We start from the raw sequence: 20763 nt of genomic DNA on the forward strand, positions 1-20763 counted from the left end.
GCCAACATCCTAGCTGTCTTTGCAATCTGACTTCGTTAATTCAACTTAGCTGTTATTTGGGGACCTTAGCTGATGGTCTGGATTCTTCTCCTCTCGGACATGGACCTTAGCACCCATGCCCTCACTCCTTGTCTAAACTAATACGCATTCGGAGTTTATCTGGACTTGATAGGCGGTGAAGCCCTCGCATCCAATCAGTCGCTCTACCTCATACTAGTAATAACAAAGGCTGCACCTAAATGCATTTCGGGGAGTACGAGCTATCTCCAAGTTTGATTAGCCTTTCACCCCTACCCTCAGTTCATTCGAAAGCTTTTCAACGCTTACCGATTCGGTCCTCCAGTTAGTGTTACCTAACCTTCAACCTGACCAAGGGTAGATCACTTGGTTTCGCGTCTACTACCACTGACTAAGCGCCCTATTAAGACTCGCTTTCGCTTCGGCTCCGGACCTGAAGTCCTTAACCTTGCCAATGACAGTAACTCGTAGGTTCATTATGCAAAAGGCACGCCGTCACATCTTATAGATGCTCCGACCGCTTGTAGGCAGACGGTTTCAGGGTCTATTTCACTCCTCTGTTCGAGGTTCTTTTCACCTTTCCTTCACAGTACTGGTTCGCTATCGGTCTCTCGGGAGTATTTAGCCTTACGGGATGGGCCCCGCAGTTTCACACAGGATTTCTCGTGTCCCGCGCTACTCAGGATACTACTAGGCTTCGTCAGTAAGTCGTGTACGGGACTGTCACCCTATATCGTCGTTCTTTCCAAAACGTTCCACTTTACTAATGTCTTGCCACATCGTAGTCCTACAACCCCTATACTGCCTCAACAGCATAGGTTTGGGCTGTTCCCCGTTCGCTCGCCACTACTTGGGGAATCACTTTTGTTTTCTTCTCCTATGGGTACTTAGATGTTTCAGTTCCCCACGTTTGCCTTCCTTACGGAATGACAGGCCTTCAACCTGCCGGGTTGCCCCATTCGGAAATCACGGGATCAATTGTTATTTGCACATCCCCCGCGCTTATCGCAGCTTATCACGTCCTTCTTCGCCTCCGAGAGCCAAGGCATCCACCGTCTGCCCTTGCTTACTTTCTCTTTCCGTGCACATATATTGCCATAAGGCATGTGTCGGATTGATATATCTTTAAAGCTTGCTCTTTTTTTGTTACTTTATTGCTTTGTTGTCCATCATGTCAAAGATCTTCTTACCTTTACCTTGCGGCTCCGGTTGTTGTGGAGAATAACGGATTCGAACCGTTGACCCTCTGCGTGCAAGGCAGATGCTCTAGCCAGCTGAGCTAATCCCCCGTCTTTTTTCGTTCGTAGTCCCAGGCAGAGTTGAACTGCCGACCTCTACATTATCAGTGTAGCGCTCTAACCAACTGAGCTATAGGACTGGCTTTCTTACCTTTGCCTGAAGCTCTTTCCTTTTGTTCATCTTCCTTTATGGGTAGATATCCGGGCGGCGCTTCAGCCTCTTGTTTCTCTTCTGGTTTCCCAGTTTTGTAAGATCATATATTGTTTATCATATCAAACAGCAGTAGTACAAGGAACATAAAGATTGTTCCTTCCTTAATACCTTGCAAACCGTAAAAGGGAACTCAGGCTCCAGAAAGGAGGTGTTCCAGCCGCACCTTCCGGTACGGCTACCTTGTTACGACTTAGCCCCAGTCACCAGTTTTACCCTAGGTCGATCCTTGCGGTTACGAACTTCAGGTACCCCCGGCTCCCATGGCTTGACGGGCGGTGTGTACAAGGCCCGGGAACGTATTCACCGCGCCATGGCTGATGCGCGATTACTAGCGAATCCAGCTTCACGGAGTCGAGTTGCAGACTCCGATCCGAACTGAGATAAGGTTTAGAGATTCGCATCCGGTCGCCCGGTAGCTGCCCTTTGTCCTTACCATTGTAACACGTGTGTCGCCCCGGATGTAAGGGCCGTGCTGATTTGACGTCATCCCCACCTTCCTCACAGCTTACGCTGGCAGTCTCTCCAGAGTCCTCAGCTTCACCTGTTAGTAACTGGAAATAAGGGTTGCGCTCGTTATGGCACTTAAGCCGACACCTCACGGCACGAGCTGACGACAACCATGCAGCACCTCGTAGGCAGTCATTGCTGAAAAGGATGTTTCCACCCCTGTCTCCCTACGTTCAAACCCGGGTAAGGTTCCTCGCGTATCATCGAATTAAACCACATGTTCCTCCGCTTGTGCGGGCCCCCGTCAATTCCTTTGAGTTTCACCGTTGCCGGCGTACTCCCCAGGTGGATTACTTAACGCTTTCGCTGTGCCGCTTACTGTGTATCGCAAACAGCTAGTAATCATCGTTTACTGCGTGGACTACCAGGGTATCTAATCCTGTTTGATCCCCACGCTTTCGTGCTTCAGTGTCAGTTGTAGCTTAGTAAGCTGCCTTCGCAATCGGAGTTCTGCGTGATATCTATGCATTTCACCGCTACACCACGCATTCCGCCTACCTCATTTACACTCAAGTCCGACAGTTTCAACGGCATTTTTACAGTTAAGCTGCAAACTTTCACCGCTGACTTATCAAACCACCTACGCACCCTTTAAACCCAATAAATCCGGATAACGCTCGGATCCTCCGTATTACCGCGGCTGCTGGCACGGAGTTAGCCGATCCTTATTCTCAGGGTACATACAAAACAGGACACGTCCTGCACTTTATTCCCCTGCAAAAGAAGTTTACGAACCATAGATCCTTCTTCCTTCACGCGACTTGGCTGGTTCAGGCTCTCGCCCATTGACCAATATTCCTCACTGCTGCCTCCCGTAGGAGTCTGGTCCGTGTCTCAGTACCAGTGTGGGGGACCAACCTCTCAGTTCCCCTATCCATCGTCGGCTTGGTGAGCCGTTACCTCACCAACTACCTAATGGAACGCATGCCCATCTATCAGCGAATTTCTTTAACAAATATCACCATGCGGTGCCCCTGTTTTATGCGGTATTAGTCCGACTTTCGCCGGGTTATTCCCCTCTGATAGGTAGGTTGCATACGCGTTACTCACCCGTGCGCCGGTCGCCACCAAAGTATTGCTACTTTTATGCTGCCCCTCGACTTGCATGTGTTAAGCCTGTCGCTAGCGTTCATCCTGAGCCAGGATCAAACTCTTCGTTGTATAATTTGTTTGTCTTAATATCTCTTGCTCAGAATTCCCTCTTTCTTTATTAGTTTACAATTGACGGTATTAATTTTGATTCTTTACGTCCAAGAAAATCATCACTGATCCTCTCATTCTTGTACTACTTTTTGTTGATATGTAAATCTTTCAAAGAACTCTTGTTTGTTGCATTTTCAACCGTTTTGATCCGGTGTGAAAGCGGGTGCAAAGATAAGACTTTTTATTTTAAACTACCAAATGTTTTCGGAAGTTTTTTAAAAAAAGTTTCGGGCCATTCCAATGTCGCTGCAGGATTTTTGCTTAGCCTCGCTAACCTCACCTTATGCTATTCATTTAAATTCCCTCATCATGTTGCTCTGCCGTTCTCTCTTGAATGCGGGTGCAAAAGTAGTGCTTTACAACATACACTCCAAACCTTTTGCAAACTATTTTCATAAGTATTTTAACACATTTCACCTTATCTCCTGAATACCCGCACATTACACACAAAACTTTTTTTCAATCCCCCTACATCCCGTTTCGAAGCCATTTCCTCTCGCGTACATTACATATATTAAGAGAAATAGAACTTGAAACAAAATACATTCAGATTCCCAGGGTTTGAAGGGCTAATTTAATTTCATCGGGGCTTCCGGTGTGCTTTCCATCCACATCCGACAACTTTATACAGTGCTGCCAGGACTCTTTTTCGGTCATCTTGCATCGAAATAGTTTCATAACAATATTCAACGGAACGTTTTCATTCCCCACATCATTGGTAAGATTGGTCCCGATACCGAAGGAGGCTCCAATTTTATCGCCGCAATAATTTTTAATTTTAAGTGCCTTCTCCACATCCAGACTGTCGGAAAACACAATATATTTAAGCTTCGGGTTGATACGAAGCTCTTCGTAACGGCGTATGGCTTTATCGGTAAAGGCAAAGGGGTCGCCACTATCCTGACGAAGACTGGTAAACAGTGCCGCATGTTTCTTGCTGAAGTTACGCAGAAAGACATCCGTGGTGAAGGTATCGGTAAGGACAGTACCTAAGTCGCCATCGTAAACATTGATCCAATTTTCCATAGCCATGTAATTGGCCATCTTGTATCCATAAATAGATCCATGAAACTGTACCCATTCATGAGGATGCGTGCCCGAAGGGTTCAGGTTATGTTTATAGGCCAGATACACATTGCTGGTACCAAAGAAATTACTGCCCGAATGTAGTTTAAGCAACTCCGTGATACGGTCTTCCACCCCGAAGCTAAAACGGCGGCGCATTCCGAAAAGAGAAAACACAATGCCGTGCCCCCTCATTAGTGTAGCTTTTTCGATCAGCCGCCTTTCCATATATTCCACGTCGGGTGTAACACCCATCTCCCTGAAATATAATTCTGAAACAATGGCGAGGATAGGTGTTTCCCAGAAAGTAATACGGTAAAGGAGTCCGGAAGAGCGGATGGACAGCTTTCCATCGGTCATCTCCACCTCCACTTCTGCCGGGTCGAAACGATATCCTTTCAAAAAATCGATGTATGTAGGCGGTAAGTAAGGCAACTTGTTCTTTAAAAAGAGCTCTTCCTCCTTCGTGAGGAAAAGATCGGCCATACTTTCAAGCTCGCGGCGTACCAACTTATCGAAGCCGGCCGGAAAATGAAGGTTATTACGATCTACAAACTCAAATTCTCCAAAAGCACGGGGAAAAAGCTTGGAATAGGCATAACTCGTGGTAAACTTATATAAATCTGTATCCAGTATGCTTCGAATAATAGCCATAGGAGTGTCGTATTATATTATAATATGACAAATGTATGAAAAAAGACAGACGCAGCAACAATCTTACAACAAAGCAATTCAAAAGGAGGTATCGTACAAAATCACATATCAGAATTACGAAGCTTTTACATCCAATTATTTCATCATTTAATATGTCGTAATCATCCGTATGGGAAAATGAGAAAAATAGTAGGACAACTAATTATTTCACAACGATATACAAAGTTTTTCATTTAAGTGTAGTAATCGTTTGACAATTGTCGAAATGGATTTCGACAATTGTCGGATTTGTTTTTGACATATGTGGTAATGCATTACGACATATGTCGAACGATTACTACTATTAAGGCTTTGGACTTATTCATAGGCTGAAAGAACTTTGTTCCCTTAACGGTTTGTTGTTGTTTGTGTACACGAATATTTTACGGACATACTAAGCCGACTGGAATACATAAGTCCAGCCGCTCCCGATCAAATATATCGCGATTTACTTCCAGACAAGCGGACTAAACTCTAATAACAGATTACTAAATCTTACAAGACAGTAGCGCGGAGATGTTGCGGGAGGCTTGCTGTGATTCATGACAGATGAAAAGGATCTGTCACAGGCATCTGTCATTTGCAGAAGCCTTTCCAGTAAAGGGATTTGAGCTTAAAAATGACAGATGACAGAGTGTGCTGTGAAAACATTGCAGGCGGCAATGTTTGTAACTGTGAAAGAGATGAGGGCAGGCCCCTCGTAACCGTCTTGCAGGAGATGGTTGCAAACCAGTGTATGCTGCTTTGTTTAAGAGACAAGGTGGTGAGCGATACACCAAAAGGCGATGTAAATCGTCAGGTAACTGTACAAGAGATGACCGCAAGGGAATTATTGATGAAGCATCGAAAACTGTTCAGACGATGTCAGAACCGGGTCTTTTCTGTCAGACCCGGGATAAATCCGGAAGGAACCTGTTTACGGTCCGGGTGGCATCCGGTGCAAAGATAGCATGACTTGTACAGAGGCTTTTTCACGGAACGCAGGAACCTGCGCCGGGATGTGAAGGGAGAAGTTCAAGCAGAAGCCCTGCAAGAACCAGCGTACCGAGGACCGGAGGCAGGGGCGGACTGTTCCGTAGTAGCGACGAAGTTTCTGTAATGGAAATGGAGCCAAGGGAACAGCTTATTCAAGCGTAGTAAATGTACAACTATTAAAACAGGAGGATGCAAATGAAAGACGCAAAGTCGCATGAGATTTCTAAATTTTTAATCATGGATGCCTTCAAACGAGTCAAGGCAAACCATGGAAGTGCGGGTATTGACGGCGTATCGATTGAGCAGTTTGAGAAAAATCTCAAAGACAATCTCTACAAAATCTGGAACCGCATGAGTTCGGGAAGCTACTTCCCTCCATCGGTCAAACTGGTAGAAATACCTAAACCCAATGGAGACAAACGTCCGTTAGGTATACCTACGGTAGGAGACAGGATTGCTCAGATGGCAGCAGTGATGATGCTGGAGCCACAGATTGAACCCTGTTTCCACGAGGATTCTTATGCCTACAGGCCCAACCGCTCTGCACACGATGCCATCGCCAAAACACGCGAGCGGTGCTGGAAGTACAACTGGGTATTGGATATGGACATCAGCAAGTTCTTCGATTCTATTGACCACGAACTGTTGATTAAAGCAGTCAGACTTCACACCGATTGTGTATGGGTGCTGCTTTACATCGAACGGTGGCTCAAAGTTCCCTACGAACTGCAGGATGGAAGTAAAATCGACCGGGACAAAGGGGTCCCGCAAGGGTCCGTAATCGGACCTGTGCTGGCCAATTTGTTCCTGCATTACGCCTTCGACAAGTGGATGAGCAGGTATTATCCGCACATTCCCTTCGAAAGGTATGCAGACGACACCATCTGTCACTGCGCCACCCAATCCCAGGCCGAAGCACTGAAAGTAGCTGTTCAACAACGGTTTGCTCAATGTAAACTGATGTTGAACGATGACAAAACAAAGATTGTGTACTGTAAAGACAGCCGCAGAAAGGGAGAGTTTGATACAATCTCTTTCGATTTCCTTGGCTACACCTTCCGACCACGGAAGGCAAAAGGCAGAAATGGCATCAACTTTACAGGCTTTCTGCCGGCAATCAGCAACAAGGCCTGCAACCGCATCCGTGAAAAGATGCGCAGCTGGAAAACAAGGAAACAACTGTTTCTATCGCTGGAAACCCTGGCGAAAAGCATCAATCCGGTGCTTCGGGGATGGATTACTTATTATGGTAAATTTTATCCTACCCGACTCAAAATCCTGTTAGATGAAGTAAACAGACATCTTGCCAGATGGGTTACAGCCAAGTTCAAGCGCTTCAAGGGGAAACCCTATCGGGCTTACTACTGGCTGGGAAACATCTCCCGGAAAGAGTCTAAACTCTTTTACCACTGGCAGTGGGGAGTAACTCCAACAGCTAACAAGAAATGGTAATCTTATCAGACTGAATAAGAAGAGCCGTGTGATGGGAGACTGTCACGCACGGTTCTGTGAGAGGCTTGAGCTGAAATGCTCAGGCCTACTCGACTGTTTTCGCTTTTAATTCATTTTACTACGAATGAGAGGAAAGCCATGAGTTGAAATGATCCGGCCTACTACTAATATTAAAAATTTACCTTATCTTTGGATGTCCAAACTAAAATACATAAGACAAAATGAACAAACTTAATTCGCTTTTATTGGGTGGACTGGTTCTTTCCACTCTTCTCTCCTGTAAAAACGTTCCGCCACCCAAGGCTGTCTATCCAGTTCCAACGCCCGAACAAGTAGAATGGCACAAACTTGAAACATATGCATTTATCCATTTCGGACTGAATACATTCAATGACCTGGAATGGGGTTTTGGCAACACTCCGGCAAGTACCTTCAATCCCACACAACTGGATTGCGACCAGTGGGTATCTACCGTCAAGGCTGCCGGACTTAAGGGTGTTATCTTAACAGCGAAACACCACGACGGATTTTGCTTATGGCCAACAGCAACAACAGAATACAGCGTAAAGAACTCTCCCTGGAAAGAGGGAAAGGGAGACATGGTGAAAGAACTTTCGGAAGCCTGTAAACGTCAGGGATTGAAGTTTGGAATTTATCTTTCTCCGTGGGACAGGAACAATGCCAATTACGGAAAACCTGAATATGTAGAGACTTTCCATGCCCAGATGAAAGAGCTGTTAACAAATTATGGTCCTATTTTTGAATATTGGTTTGATGGTGCCAACGGAGGAAACGGATGGTACGGCGGTGCTAACGAAACCCGTTCGATCGATGCCAATACCTATTATAAATACGAAGAAGCGCGCGAAACTATAAAGAAACTGCATCCTGCAGCCATGATTTTTGGTGGTACAGTTCCTGATATCCGCTGGATTGGTAACGAAGAAGGATGGGCTGGTGCTACTCAATGGAGTTCGTACGACTACAGTAAACAAAAACATTACCGCGAAAGTCAGTGGGGCATGGAAGGTGCCGAACACTGGATGGGAGGAGAATGCGACGTATCCATTCGTCCGGGATGGTTCTACCACGCAAGAGAAGATCATCAAACCCGCTCGCTGGCCAATTTAGTAGATTTATATTACAGAAGTGTTGGACATAATGCAAACTTCCTGCTTAACTTCCCGGTAGCTCTTACCGGAAAAATCACTGCGGCCGACTCAACCCGTGCTGTGGAATGGTATCAGACAATTCAGAACGACCTTAAGGATAACTTACTAAAGGGAATTTCTGTTACAGCATCTAACACCCGCGGCAGAGAATACAGTGCATCTAAAGCAACAGATGGAAATTGGGACACCTACTGGGCTACAGAAGACGGGGTAACTGATGCAACGCTTACCTTCAAGCTGAATGAGCCTAAAAATGTAAACCGGCTGTTGATTCAGGAATATATTCCGCTGGGACAACGTGTACGCAGCTTCACAATAGAAACAGAAATCAACGGACAATGGAAACCTGTAGAGGCCGTAGATTCTACAACAACAGTAGGCTACAAACGTATTGTAAGGTTCCATACTGTTAAAGCAGAAAAAGTACGTATCCATTTTACCGATGCACGCGGTCCGCTTTGTATAAACAACGTAGAGGCTTTCCATGCACCGGCCCTGGTAACCGAACCGGCAATCAGCCGTAACGGAAAAGATGAGGTAACAATTACCGCCGGCGATAAAGGATCGGATGTTTACTATACAACCGATGGAACAACGCCTACAACAAAGTCTGCCCGTTATACCGCCCCCTTTGCATTTGCAAAGAAAGGAACTGTAAAGGCCATCGCATACGACGCCTCCTTCAACAAACAAAGTCCGGTTTCGTCTGCTGTCTTCGACATTCCAGCCAGTGGGCTTAAGATTGTAACGCCGAAGGACGAAAAAACAGCCGTAATACTGGATGGCAACGGTTACACAGCCTATTACCTTCCGGAAGGCAAGCAACAGCTGGAAGTGGAGTTGAACACCGAAGCACCAATAAGCGGATTTGTTTATGTACCCAATCAAGGGAGAGATGCCGGGGGGCATATTTCGAGCTACCAACTATATATTGACAATGTAAAGGTTGCCGAAGGTGAGTTCTCAAACATCAAGCACAACCCCATCGCACAGGAAATAAAGTTTACACCGGTAAAAGGAAAAAAGATCCGGCTTGTGGCTACATCCATAACTGAAAACGGCAAACGTGCCGGTATCGGCGAGTTTTCTGTTATTACAGCCGAATAAGGATAACAGGGTTCGGATTTATTGGTTACTTCGTAGTACTATAAGATTCGGTCTATTTGTGAAAAGGAGTAAGTCCCGGGTTGGGACTTACTCCTTTTTTATTGTTATGAAGAGTAGCTCATAAACCAATGCGTCACCTTCTCGCTATACGTTTTAGAAATCGGGATATCCGGAACCTTATCGATTCCAAGTTCAAGATAAATTCCATCCTTTTCCCGGCGGATCACCTTTACCTGTTCAAAATTAACCATAAACGAACGGTGGCATCGTAATACATGCGTGTCGGACATCAGCTCTTCGATCGCCTTTAGTGAATTACGCAGCATAAATTTGGAAAGGATACCTTTGTTAAGATACCAGATACACACATAATTGTCGGCCGACTCTAAATACAGCAGGTTGTTGCGTTTAACCGAGAGTTTAAAATCGCCCTTTTCATCGTAAAAGGAAAATACCGCCTGCTTTGCCGCACTATCCTCCTTGTTCTTTTCAAGTACCAGAAGCATACGTTCCTTCTCCTTATAAGAAAAGTACAAATGCAAGGCAGAGTAAGGAAGCAAAAGAACCAGACTGGTGTTGATGGCCGATTCCTTGAACACCCCCATCCAGTCTCTTCCCGGATTTAACACCAATGTATATATTGTATAGAAAAGAGACATGAAGAATATCTCGGTAAGAATCCATACACCGTAGGCACTGTAGGATATGGAATGCTTTCGTCCGTAATAGTACATACAGATACGGCTAAGTACCACCACCAATACACCCGTAAGGATAATTAAGCTGGAAAATATGAAAAATTTCAACTCGGATACATTGTACCAGTTGGGCGAATTAAACGGTTTGTAAATGTTTATAAATACCAGCGCAAAAAGGGCGGTAAGCAGGATCAGCCGAATGATGTTCGACTTTTCATAAACATACTTGGGAATTTTGTTGCTCAGTACCTCCATTTGTATACTCTGATTATTGAAAGCAAATGTACGAATATTTATCCTTTATCGACTCCCATCGGATTTAAGAGTAGGATGTATTTACCCCATATATCCCGATTTCGTCCCTAAATAGGAGTTTCTGCCCCTCGAAGGCTGCCCGAATACCTTCGATTTTGTTTTAAATACAAGATGTTGTTTGTTTGCAGTCAAAGAACTGTTTCGAACTATGAATGTCATTAATCGCACACAAGAACTTAAGGCCTTGTTCTCTTACGAACATAAGGTTGAGCTGGAAGAAAAACAACTTGAAATCCTGCCATACCGTTTTAGTCAAACGATGGGAGCACAGGATATCGAGTGCCTTTTACAGATTATGCCAACTCCCGGATTCAGTAAAATACCCGACAATGGCATTGAAGAGAATAAAAATTTCAATTATCTGATTTTTGCTCCGAAACGAAATGAAAAGCATAAAGATGCCATCTTGCTGCTTCACGGATTGAATGAACGAAGCTGGGAGAAGTACCTCACCTGGGCAGAATACCTGGCGGAGCATACAGGAAAAGCAGTGATTCTCTTTCCCATTGCATTTCATATGAACCGGACCCCGTTGTCGTGGCATCAGCCCCGGGCCATACTTCCCTGGGCACAACTCCGGAAAGAGATGATTGAAGATTTGAACAATTCTACTTTTGCCAATGCCGCCCTAAGCAGCCGTATTTCGGATAGCCCGTTGCGGTTTTATGCTTCGGGAAGAGAGACAATCTATAATTTGTGGCAGCTTACCAAGGAGATAAAAAACGGCGAGCATCCCCTGTTTGCAGAAGATGCCTCCATCAACATCTTCGCCTATTCAATTGGAGCACTCATATCGCAGGTGCTTTTACTGTCTAATCCCGAAAAGTTGTTCGACGAAACGAAACTGTTTATGTTTTGCGGTGGCTCCATATTTTGCAAGATGAATGGAAACTCCAAAGACATCATGGATCAGGAAGCGTTTGCTAAACTGCAAAACTATTTTCAATCCGACTTTCTGGATCCGTCCAAACTACCCTCCGTATGCAAGGAGGATTTTCTGGAAGAGGCTTTCAAGGCGATGATAAAACAGGAAAGTATGCAACACTTCAGGGAGTCTTTTTTCCAGAAAGCATGCAACCGTATCAGAGCCATATCACTGAAAAACGACATCGTAATGCCCACACAAGGTATTATTCAGGCATTGGGCAAACGGTGTGCCGATGTGGTATTAAAGGAACTTGATTTCCCTTTCGAATATTCGCATCAGATACCCTTCCCCTCCAACAAAAAGATCGAACCCGGATTGGTGGACTCCAGTTTTCGGGATCTATTCGGCAGAGTTGCCTCCTTCTTATAAAGGATGGCAGATAAAAAAGGCGGATTCCGTTTGGAATCCGCCTTACTAATATAGGATGCTTATCAGCTCTGTTCTTTCAAAATAACGTCGTGTGCTCCACCCTCTACAATACTTGTAGATGAAACCATCGTGATTTTTGCTTTCTTCTGAAGCTCTTCAATAGAAAGTGTACCGCAGCTGCACATGGTAGCCTTCACTTTACCCAATGTAAGTTTCAGGTTGTCTTTCATTTTACCGGCGTAAGGCACATAGCTGTCCACTCCTTCTTCAAACTTAAGACTTTCGGATCCGCCCATGTCGTAACGTTGCCAGTTTTGTGCACGGTTGGAACCTTCTCCCCAATATTCCTTTACATAGTTGTTTCCGATACGTAATTTCTTTGTGGGTGATTCGTCGAAACGGGCAAAATAGCGGCCCATCATTAAAAAGTCGGCTCCCATTGCCAGGGCTAGCACCATGTGATAATCGTGCACCAGACCACCGTCGCTACAAATAGGAACATACATTCCTGTTTTAGCATAGTGAGCATCACGAGCTTTTGCCACATCGATCAATGCGGTTGCCTGTCCGCGACCAATTCCCTTCTGCTCACGTGTGATACAGATGGAACCACCACCGATACCAACTTTAACAAAGTCGGCTCCGGCATCAACCAAATACTGGAATCCCTCCTGGTCTACCACATTACCTGCACCAACCAAGACCTGATTACCGTATGTTTCCTTTATCCAACGAAGGGTTTCATATTGCCACTCCGAATAACCGTCTGAAGAGTCGATACACAAAACGTCTACTCCGGCTTCAACAAGTGCAGGTACGCGCTCTTTGTAATCGCGGGTGTTGATTCCTGCTCCTACCAATAACTTCTTGTCCGAATTATCGGATAATTCGTGGGGATTGTTCTTGTGACTATCATAGTCCTTACGGAATACAAAGTAACAAAGATTCTGGTCCTTGTCGATAATAGGCAGTGTATTCAATTTATGATCCCAAATAATCTGATTGGCATCCGAAAGGCTTATGCCCAGATTCCCAACTGTAAGTTTGGAAAAGGGAGTCATCAGATCCTTTACTTTCTTATCCGGACTATCCACTCCCACACGGTAATCGCGGCTGGTAACCATACCGAGCAATTTACCGTTAGGCGTTCCATCGTCTGTAATACCGATGGTGGAATGTTCCGTTTTCTGAATCAATGACAAAATATCTGCCAACGTATTTTCAGGAGTAAGGTTAGAATCACTAACCACAAAACCTGCCTTGAATTTCTTAACTTTGCGAACCATTTCCGCCTGAGAAACAATTGGTTGAGAACCGAAGATAAAGGAAAGCCCTCCGTTACGAGCCAATTCAATAGCCAATTCGGGGCCGGAAACCGATTGCATGATTGCCGACACCAATGGAATATTCAGCTCGATAGCCGACTTCTCCCCTTTTGCGAACTTAACTAAAGGTGTTCTTAAAGACACATTGGATGGTACACATTGCTTCGTGGTCAAACCTGGAATAAGTAAATACTCCCCGAAAGTTCTCGATACATCGTTTAAGTAAATTGCCATAAGATTACTGTCTTTTTTTCGAAATAAAAAATTGTGTAAAAGTAGGCATTTTTGCCAATACAACCTAATAATATCTTACAAAATCGGGCTTAAGTGAATTTTGGCAATCAATTTTTTCCTAAGTTTGCACTTTATTACAAAAAAACAACGAATGGAGAATCAGCCGGTAAAGTTACCATCACCTATTATTTCACTTGTACCCATCCTTGTGTTGGTAAGCTTACTATTTGTAACAATCCGTACTTTCGGGAGTGATGCACTGAACGGAGGCAGTCAGATTTCGCTGCTTGCCACAACCGCCGTATGTTCGCTTATTGCCATGAGCGTGAGTAAAGTGCGTTGGAAAACTATAGAGACAGCTATCGTAAACAACATTACCGGAGTTGCCTCGGCATTGCTTATCCTGTTGATCATCGGCTCCATTTCAGGAAGCTGGATGATAAGCGGGGTGGTGCCTACACTTATATATTACGGCACCAAGCTGATTCATCCTACCTTCTTTTTGGTTTCTACCTGTGTTATTTGTGCAATTGTATCTGTTATGACCGGCAGTTCGTGGACAACCATTGCCACCATCGGTATCGCTCTGCTGGGGATCGGCAGGGCTCAGGGATACGACGAGGGATGGATTGCCGGAGCTATCATATCGGGTGCTTACTTTGGAGATAAGATTTCTCCCCTTTCGGACACTACGGTGCTAGCCTCGTCCATTACGGATACTCCGCTCTTCACTCATATCCGCTATATGATGATTACAACCATACCATCAATCACCATTTCATTAGTAATATTTACGATTGCAGGAATTTCTCATTCCGACGCATCCAGTAATCAGATGGGCCAATTCTCTGAGTTACTTAAAGAAAACTTTACGATTACCCCATGGCTACTAATTATACCGGTTGCAACAGGGTTATTGATCGCAAAGAAAGTGCCGCCTTTGATCACCTTATTTATATCATCCGTACTTGCCGGTGTTTTCGCACTTATTTTCCAGCCTGACATCTTGCTGGAAATTGCGGGAGATAATGCAGAAGGTTCCAACGCCATGTTCAAAGGGTTTATGACCATGTTTTACGGAAGTACCCAGATTGAAACAGGAAATGCGGAACTGAACGACCTGGTGTCCACCCGTGGAATGAGTGGTATGTTAGGAACCATCTGGCTGATAATTTGTGCCATGTGTTTTGGTGGAGCTATGGCTGCCAGCGGAATGTTGCAAAGTATAACCTCTTTGTTCCTCCGATTTATGAAACGGACTGTGGGGACTGTTGGCTCGACGGTGGCATCCGGTCTCTTTTTCAACATCTGTACAGCCGATCAGTATATGTCCATCATCTTAACCGGAAACATGTTTAAAGATATCTACAAGCAAAAAGGATACGAAAGCCGGTTACTGAGTCGCACAACCGAGGATGCTGTTACGGTAACTTCGCCACTTATCCCCTGGAACACCTGCGGAATGACCCAGGCAACCATTCTGGGAGTGGCTACTCTCTCCTATCTTCCCTATTGTTTTTTCAATCTGATAAGTCCCCTGATAAGTATATTCATTGCCTCAACAGGTTACAAAATAAAAAGAATACACGAAACAGGCCATAAATCCATACCTGATGAAAAAAATTAAAATCACACTACTTGCCAAAGTTGTAATCGCTATTGCTGCGGGTGTACTATTCGGCCAGTTTTTACCGGCTGGCATCGCCCGGTTCTTTGTTACCTTTAATTCGCTTTTTGGAAACTTTTTGAGTTTTACCATCCCTCTGATTATCGTAGGTCTGGTTACTCCTGCCATAGGAGATTTGGGGAAAGGTGCCGGTAAATTGCTTGCTATTACCGCACTGATTGCCTACTTATCCACAATTATGTCGGGCTTTTTCACCTATTTCAGCAGTGCGGCTGTTTTCCCTTCCATTATTCCGGTGTCGTCGAGCCTAAGTGCTGTTGAGAATCCGGAAAACTTTCTGCTGCTTCCCTATTTCAAGGTGGCCATGCCTCCGCTTATGGATGTGATGACGGCTCTTTTATTATCATTTACCATCGGATTGGGACTGTCGGCCATCAACGGGACAACGCTGAAAAACGGTTTTAGAGATTTCAGGGAGATTATCACCAAGCTGATAGAGGTGGTTATAATTCCGCTTTTACCTTTGCATATTTTTGGTATATTCCTGAATATGACTGTTAGTGGGCAGGTATTCAGTATCATTACGATGTTTGTAAAGATTATTGCATTCATCTTTGTGCTTCACGTCGTACTGCTGATTGTTCAATTTTGTATTGCCGGTGCAATCGGAAAGAAGAATCCCTTCAAGCTGTTGAAAACTATGCTGCCGGCTTATGCTACGGCATTAGGTACACAATCGTCGGCAGCAACTATACCTGTCACTTTGGCTCAGACCATCAAAAATGGAGTCCGCGAAAATATTGCCGTATTTACAGTTCCCCTTTGCGCAACCATTCATATGTCTGGTAGCACCATGAAAATAACTGCCTGCGCCATGGCAATAATGTACATGAGCGGACTTCCAGTCCAATTTACTGAAATCGGTGCTTTTATACTAATGTTGGCTATCACCATGGTAGCTGCACCGGGCGTACCGGGTGGTGCAATCATGGCTGCATTAGGATTGCTTCAAAGTATGCTTGGCTTTAATGAGACATTACAAGCATTGATGATTGCGTTGTACATAGCCATGGACAGTTTCGGTACTGCCTGCAACGTAACGGGAGATGGAGCCATCGCTGTTATAATGGATAAAATTGCAGGAGAAAAGCGATAGTCTATCTTATTAACAAATCGCACAAACGGGACACCCCTTTTTCTTCCATAAGCTTTAAGGCAATCTTTGCACATGCTTCGGCATCGGCTAGGGCATGGTGATGGTTCGCCAGGTTATATCCGCAATGAGCCGAAACGGTGTGAAGCTGGTGATTTACCAATGAGGGATATTGGCGTCTGGATAGTCTGCAGGTACAATAAAATGTATAATCCGGGTAACTCATTCCGTATAAAGAATGTACAGCCTTAAGACAACCTTCGTCAAACGGACTGTTATGGGCAACAAGCGGTATTCCTTCCAGTTGCGGAGCAATACCTTCCCAAACAACCGGAAAATCATCAGCATCAAGAGTGTCAGCCGACGATAATCCATGGATAGCGGTTGTCCACCGGGTATAGAAATTGGGACGAGGACGAATCAGGCTGTATATAGAATCTGTAATCTCTCCGTTTTCAACCAACACAATCCCCACGCTACAGACACTGCTTCGCTGACCATTGGCTGTTTCAAAATCTATCGCTGCAAATCGTTCCATTGATACCTCTTAATGCTTTTTTATTTCAGACAAAGATAGAAAGAATTTATACGTGCAAGCTATAGCTAAAGGGAATCTTTTCCTTTTGGAAGAAGGGAACGCTGACTCAAAAATTCCATGAACCGGGGTTTGTAATTATCTGAAATAGGAATGTATGCTTTTCCAAAAACGATGCGGTTCCGTTCGATGACTTTTATTTTCTGTGCCTGTACAATGTAGGAACGGTGTACCCTGATAAAATTCTTTGAGGGCAGCATCTCTTCCATTGTCTTCATACTCATCAGCGACAGGACGGGATGGTTATCGTCTTCCGTATATATCTTTACATAATCTTTTAGCCCCTCAATATACAGTATTTTATTAAGGGCTATCTGTATCAACTTGTATTCTGTCTTTACAAAAATACTCTCAATCTCCTCTTTAGCTGGAATTGCAGTCCCGTCTGCCTGAATGGTATTCTTACGTGTCATTTCGAACCATTGCAAAGCTTTGTTGGCCGCTGTAAGAAAATCGGGGTAACTGATAGGCTTCAATAAATAGTCGAGGGCATTCACTTTGTAGCTGTCCGCAGCATATCGTTCAAAGGCTGTGGTAAAGATAATACGTGTCTCTCCGCCTACGATCCGCGAGAACTCCAGACCATTAAGTTCGGGCATCTGTATATCTAAAAAAAGGATATCCACCGGATGGTCGGAGATGGCTGTAAGCGCATGAATAGCACTGTTGAACGTTCCTTCCAATGCAAGAAAAGGAGTCTTCTTTACGTAACTTTCAAGCAGACTTACTGCCAGAGGTTCGTCGTCTATCACATAACAGGTAAGTTTCATACATTTTCCTCTTTAAGTGTTAAACGCAATACAGCCCGAAATAAACTGCCTTCTTGTCCGCATTCAAGTACATACCTACCAGGGTAAAGCAACTCCAGTCTTTTTCTTAAATTACTCAGACCTATTCCGGATCCGCTTTTATCCTGGTCACTTTTTGGAAAGAAACTGTTGGTTATTTCGCAGGTCAGATTGTATCGGTCTGCTGCCATAATCTGAATATGGATGAAAGAGGGATTGCTATAACTTACCCCATGCTTGAAAGCATTTTCTATCAGTGAAATGAAAAGCAAGGGCGCAATCAGCGCACTAGAAGCTTCTCCCGATTCAATACGGGTTTCAAGTTTCACCTGCTCCGGCAGACGGATACGCATCAGCTCAATGTAATTACGCAAAAAATCAAGCTCCTTTTCCAAAGGAACAAAGTGTTGGTTGTTCTCGTAAAGAACATATCGGAGCAATTTGCTCAACTCGTGTACGGCCCCCTGTGCCCGTTCCGGACTGAAGGAGATAAGCGAATAGATGTTATTGAGGGTATTAAAAAGGAAATGGGGGTTTAGCTGACTTTTCAGGTTTTTCAGTTCGGCCTCTGCCCGTTCTTTTTCCAGGGCTGTTTTATCGGACTGCACCTTATACCAGCTGTTTGTCATCTTAATTGCTACACTTAATCCGGCAACCAAAAGATAAAGCACGGCATTTCCGAGAAAAAACAGAAAAGCATCCTGCCATTCTCTCTCGGGGCGAGGTCTGCCGATATGAGGATTAGGGAGGTATTGCATCATAAGATGCACAAAAATCATGGCTGAAGCAATAAGCACCACATTGGATGCAGCAAACTTCCATGCTTTCTTAGTGAATAAAAACTTTTCAATCAGCATCAATGAGTTTACATAGTAAACGATCATAAATGAAAAGGGGATGATCACGAACCGAAGATAACTCTCCAGCGTAACAGGCTGCGCCTCTCTTCCGGTAAAGAAAAAAGGCAGGCCGAACAAAACTCCCCAAGCTGCACAGTGAATTAGCCACTGAAACGGCCTTTTACTCTCAAATTCGCTCATTAAAGTTTCATTATTTTTCACAAAGATACAATTTATACGTAAATTCAATACTTATATCTACTCATATCGAATGGCCTCAATCGGATCAAGATCTGATGCTTTACGTGCCGGATACCATCCAAAAAATACACCGGTAATTGTACATACCAGAAAAGACAGAGCAACCGACCATGCCTGTATGGATATGGGAAATCGGAAAAGAATATTGACAACCAGAGAAGATCCTACGCCAAAAATAACACCGATGAGCCCACCAGTAACACTTATGAGTACGGCTTCGATCAGGAATTGAGCTAAAATATCACGTCCTTTGGCTCCGATACTCATGCGAAGTCCAATCTCCTTGGTCCGCTCCGTTACCGAAACATACATAATATTCATAATCCCAATTCCTCCAACTAAAAGCGAAATTCCTGCAACACAAGCCAGCAAAACAGTCATCAGGTCGGTCGTAGTAGTAAGCATGCTGCTTAACTCCTGCTGCGACCGGATATTGAAATCGTCGTCGTCCGTCAATTGTAACTTATGATTGCGGCGGAGCAGATCTTCAATTTCCGCAATCGCTTGTTCGGTATACTCTTCTTTCAATGCCGACGCCGTTATACCTTGCAGGTGCGTAATTGCCAAGACTCTCTTTTGAACGGTTGTATAGGGAGCCAACATCAGGTTGTCCTGGTCCATTCCCATACTGTTGTATCCTTTCGACTTAAGAACTCCAACCACTTTAAACGGAATTTTATTAAACCGGATCACCTTGCCTACAGGGCTCTCTCCTCCGGTGAATAGGTTGTCGACAATTGTTTTACCTATCACACAGACCTTGGCCGACGACAATATATCTTGCTCGCTGAACATATCACCTTCTTCGATCGAATATTTACGAATGCTCAGGTAATCTTCATTGATCCCATATACACTGGATGGATAATTTTTGGCTCCGTAAATAAGTTGTCCGCTGCTGTTCACCGTAGGAGAGACAGCACTCACATAGCGGGTTTCATTTTTGACAGCCTCATAATCTGCAAGTTTCAACGTCTCCATGGCAGATGCATCCTGACGTACACCGCCACGCATATCTGCCCCGGGTTGAATCATGATCATATTGGATCCCATCTCCGATATCTGACTCTGAATACTTTTTTTGGATCCCTGACCGATTGCAAGCATCGTGATTACCGAAGCTACTCCGATAATAATACCCAACATGGTAAGGAACCCTCTCATTTTATTGTTAGCCAATGCCCGGAGAGCAATCTTCAGCAGGTTTGTATAGTTCATAAAGCAATTTCTTTAATCTTCATTTTTTGGTAATTTATCCAAAGCCTCCCTGGCCGAAAGAATGGTAGGATTGATGCGATCTTCTACCACATGTCCGTCCCGGAGTAAAATGTTTCTGGAACAGTATCGGGCTATCTCCGGATTGTGTGTCACAAAAATAATGGTACGCCCCATCTTGTGAAGTTCCTGAAACAACACCAATATTTCGTAGGATGTCCTTGTATCAAGATTTCCCGTAGCCTCATCCGCTAAGATGATTACCGGATCATTCACCAACGCCCTTGCAATGGCAACCCGTTGCATCTGGCCTCCCGACATCTGATTGCTTTTATGATGCAAACGGTCGCCTAAGCCGACAGCTTCCAGTGCCTGGATAGATTTATTTTTCCTGGCAACAGCCGAATAGGCCGGATTATACATCAATGGCAATTCCACATTCTCGATGGCAGTTGTTTTAGGCAACAGATTGTAACTTTGAAATACAAATCCGATTTTCCGGTTTCGAAGTGAAGCTCTTTCATTCTTGCCCATTTTCCGGACCGAAACACCATCCAGGTAATAGTCGCCGGATGTTGGGGTATCTAAACATCCAAGCATGTTGAGCAGTGTCGATTTACCGGAACCGCTTGTTCCCATGATCGTTACAAATTCGCCTTCCGAGATTGAAAATGAGACTCCGCGAAGGGCATGAACCGTCTCCTCTCCTACCTGAAAATCTCGCTTGATGTTATCTAATCTTATTATTTCCTTTTTCATACAACTCAAATTT

At 44.4% G+C, this 20763-nt stretch carries 14 protein-coding genes, 2 tRNA genes and 2 rRNA genes (1 of these 18 cut by a window edge); 6 read left to right on the top strand and 12 right to left on the bottom strand.

Annotation, left to right across the window (positions count from 1 at the left end; translation table 11 throughout):
- The 5 genes from F5613_RS11070 to pncB form a co-directional block, all read right to left on the bottom strand.
- A 23S ribosomal RNA gene (locus F5613_RS11070) occupies nt 1–1094 on the bottom strand (it extends 1789 nt beyond the left edge of the window).
- Nucleotides 1095–1233: 139 nt separating this feature from the next.
- A tRNA-Ala gene (locus tag F5613_RS11075) sits at nt 1234–1307 on the bottom strand.
- 15 nt (nt 1308–1322) lie between these two features.
- Nucleotides 1323–1396: transfer RNA gene (locus F5613_RS11080), tRNA-Ile, on the bottom strand.
- 215 nt (nt 1397–1611) lie between these two features.
- A 16S ribosomal RNA gene (locus F5613_RS11085) occupies nt 1612–3138 on the bottom strand.
- The 16S and 23S rRNA genes sit together here with 2 tRNA genes alongside, the layout of an rRNA operon.
- Nucleotides 3139–3726: 588 nt before the next feature.
- Nucleotides 3727–4899, bottom strand: coding sequence for a nicotinate phosphoribosyltransferase (gene pncB / locus F5613_RS11090; RefSeq protein WP_179399796.1), 1173 nt, complete (start codon nt 4897–4899; stop codon nt 3727–3729).
- A 658-nt stretch (nt 4900–5557) separates the two neighbouring features.
- Between pncB and F5613_RS11095 the strand changes: the two genes are divergently transcribed.
- The 3 genes from F5613_RS11095 (at nt 5558) to F5613_RS11105 (ending at nt 9644) form a co-directional block, all read left to right on the top strand.
- Entirely contained in the window at nt 5558–5887 is a 330-nt protein-coding gene (locus F5613_RS11095; RefSeq protein WP_179399797.1) for a hypothetical protein, read from the top strand.
- 221 nt (nt 5888–6108) lie between these two features.
- Nucleotides 6109–7365 carry a group II intron reverse transcriptase/maturase gene (gene ltrA / locus F5613_RS11100; RefSeq protein ID WP_179399435.1) on the top strand — a complete coding sequence of 419 codons (1257 nt, stop codon included), beginning with the start codon at nt 6109–6111 and terminating at the stop codon, nt 7363–7365.
- A 221-nt stretch (nt 7366–7586) separates the two neighbouring features.
- Nucleotides 7587–9644, top strand: coding sequence for an alpha-L-fucosidase (locus F5613_RS11105; RefSeq protein ID WP_179399798.1), 2058 nt, complete (start codon nt 7587–7589; stop codon nt 9642–9644).
- Nucleotides 9645–9748: 104 nt separating this feature from the next.
- On the opposite strand, the gene F5613_RS11110 is transcribed toward F5613_RS11105, so the two are convergent.
- A complete protein-coding gene (locus F5613_RS11110; RefSeq protein WP_179399799.1) occupies nt 9749–10597 on the bottom strand; it encodes a LytR/AlgR family response regulator transcription factor in 849 nt (282 codons plus the stop codon).
- Between the two features lie 208 nt (nt 10598–10805).
- On the opposite strand from F5613_RS11110, the gene F5613_RS11115 reads away from it, so the two are divergent.
- Entirely contained in the window at nt 10806–11954 is a 1149-nt protein-coding gene (locus tag F5613_RS11115) for a DUF6051 family protein (RefSeq protein ID WP_179399800.1), read from the top strand.
- Between the two features lie 62 nt (nt 11955–12016).
- Here F5613_RS11115 and F5613_RS11120 read toward each other — a convergent pair whose 3' ends face one another.
- The gene (locus F5613_RS11120; protein ID WP_079682408.1) at nt 12017–13513 is read right to left on the bottom strand and encodes an IMP dehydrogenase; all 1497 of its coding nucleotides are present in this window, start codon (nt 13511–13513) and stop codon (nt 12017–12019) included.
- A 151-nt stretch (nt 13514–13664) separates the two neighbouring features.
- On the opposite strand from F5613_RS11120, the gene F5613_RS11125 reads away from it, so the two are divergent.
- Nucleotides 13665–15140: a Na+/H+ antiporter NhaC family protein gene (locus F5613_RS11125; RefSeq protein ID WP_179399801.1), complete on the top strand. Its 1476-nt coding sequence runs from the start codon at nt 13665–13667 to the stop codon at nt 15138–15140.
- Nucleotides 15127–16296, top strand: a complete 1170-nt coding sequence (locus tag F5613_RS11130) for a dicarboxylate/amino acid:cation symporter (RefSeq protein WP_179399802.1) — start codon at nt 15127–15129, stop codon at nt 16294–16296. Before F5613_RS11125 ends, F5613_RS11130 begins: the two co-directional genes overlap by 14 nt.
- A 1-nt stretch (nt 16297) precedes the next feature.
- Here F5613_RS11130 and F5613_RS11135 read toward each other — a convergent pair whose 3' ends face one another.
- From F5613_RS11135 to F5613_RS11155, 5 genes are all read right to left on the bottom strand, one after another.
- On the bottom strand, nt 16298–16831 hold the full coding sequence (locus F5613_RS11135) for a 3'-5' exonuclease (protein ID WP_179399803.1): 534 nt from the start codon (nt 16829–16831) through the stop codon (nt 16298–16300).
- 65 nt (nt 16832–16896) lie between these two features.
- Nucleotides 16897–17658: a LytR/AlgR family response regulator transcription factor gene (locus F5613_RS11140; RefSeq protein ID WP_179399804.1), complete on the bottom strand. Its 762-nt coding sequence runs from the start codon at nt 17656–17658 to the stop codon at nt 16897–16899.
- Nucleotides 17655–18716, bottom strand: a complete 1062-nt coding sequence (locus F5613_RS11145; RefSeq protein ID WP_179400023.1) for a sensor histidine kinase — start codon at nt 18714–18716, stop codon at nt 17655–17657. The genes F5613_RS11140 and F5613_RS11145 overlap by 4 nt, the downstream gene beginning before the upstream one ends.
- Before the next feature lie 57 nt (nt 18717–18773).
- Nucleotides 18774–19994 (bottom strand): ABC transporter permease, encoded by a 1221-nt coding sequence (locus F5613_RS11150; protein WP_179399805.1) that lies wholly within the window; start codon nt 19992–19994, stop codon nt 18774–18776.
- A gap of 12 nt (nt 19995–20006) precedes the next feature.
- Nucleotides 20007–20750, bottom strand: coding sequence for an ABC transporter ATP-binding protein (locus F5613_RS11155; protein ID WP_068186722.1), 744 nt, complete (start codon nt 20748–20750; stop codon nt 20007–20009).
- Nucleotides 20751–20763 lie beyond the last annotated feature (13 nt).

It is taken from the genome of Macellibacteroides fermentans (genome assembly GCF_013409575.1).
In the GTDB taxonomy this organism is placed as follows: Bacteria; Bacteroidota; Bacteroidia; order Bacteroidales; family Tannerellaceae; genus Macellibacteroides; species Macellibacteroides fermentans.

Coding starts and splice junctions, on each gene's coding strand:
- F5613_RS11110 (WP_179399799.1), bottom strand. CDS start 10,597: ATGGAGGTACTGAGCAACAAAATTCCCAAGTATGTTTATGAAAAGTCG.
- F5613_RS11115 (WP_179399800.1), top strand. CDS start 10,806: ATGAATGTCATTAATCGCACACAAGAACTTAAGGCCTTGTTCTCTTAC.
- F5613_RS11105 (WP_179399798.1), top strand. CDS start 7,587: ATGAACAAACTTAATTCGCTTTTATTGGGTGGACTGGTTCTTTCCACT.
- F5613_RS11120 (WP_079682408.1), bottom strand. CDS start 13,513: ATGGCAATTTACTTAAACGATGTATCGAGAACTTTCGGGGAGTATTTA.
- ltrA (WP_179399435.1), top strand. CDS start 6,109: ATGAAAGACGCAAAGTCGCATGAGATTTCTAAATTTTTAATCATGGAT.
- F5613_RS11155 (WP_068186722.1), bottom strand. CDS start 20,750: ATGAAAAAGGAAATAATAAGATTAGATAACATCAAGCGAGATTTTCAG.
- F5613_RS11130 (WP_179399802.1), top strand. CDS start 15,127: ATGAAAAAAATTAAAATCACACTACTTGCCAAAGTTGTAATCGCTATT.
- F5613_RS11150 (WP_179399805.1), bottom strand. CDS start 19,994: ATGAACTATACAAACCTGCTGAAGATTGCTCTCCGGGCATTGGCTAAC.
- F5613_RS11140 (WP_179399804.1), bottom strand. CDS start 17,658: ATGAAACTTACCTGTTATGTGATAGACGACGAACCTCTGGCAGTAAGT.
- F5613_RS11125 (WP_179399801.1), top strand. CDS start 13,665: ATGGAGAATCAGCCGGTAAAGTTACCATCACCTATTATTTCACTTGTA.
- F5613_RS11135 (WP_179399803.1), bottom strand. CDS start 16,831: ATGGAACGATTTGCAGCGATAGATTTTGAAACAGCCAATGGTCAGCGA.
- F5613_RS11095 (WP_179399797.1), top strand. CDS start 5,558: ATGACAGATGACAGAGTGTGCTGTGAAAACATTGCAGGCGGCAATGTT.
- pncB (WP_179399796.1), bottom strand. CDS start 4,899: ATGGCTATTATTCGAAGCATACTGGATACAGATTTATATAAGTTTACC.
- F5613_RS11145 (WP_179400023.1), bottom strand. CDS start 18,716: ATGAGCGAATTTGAGAGTAAAAGGCCGTTTCAGTGGCTAATTCACTGT.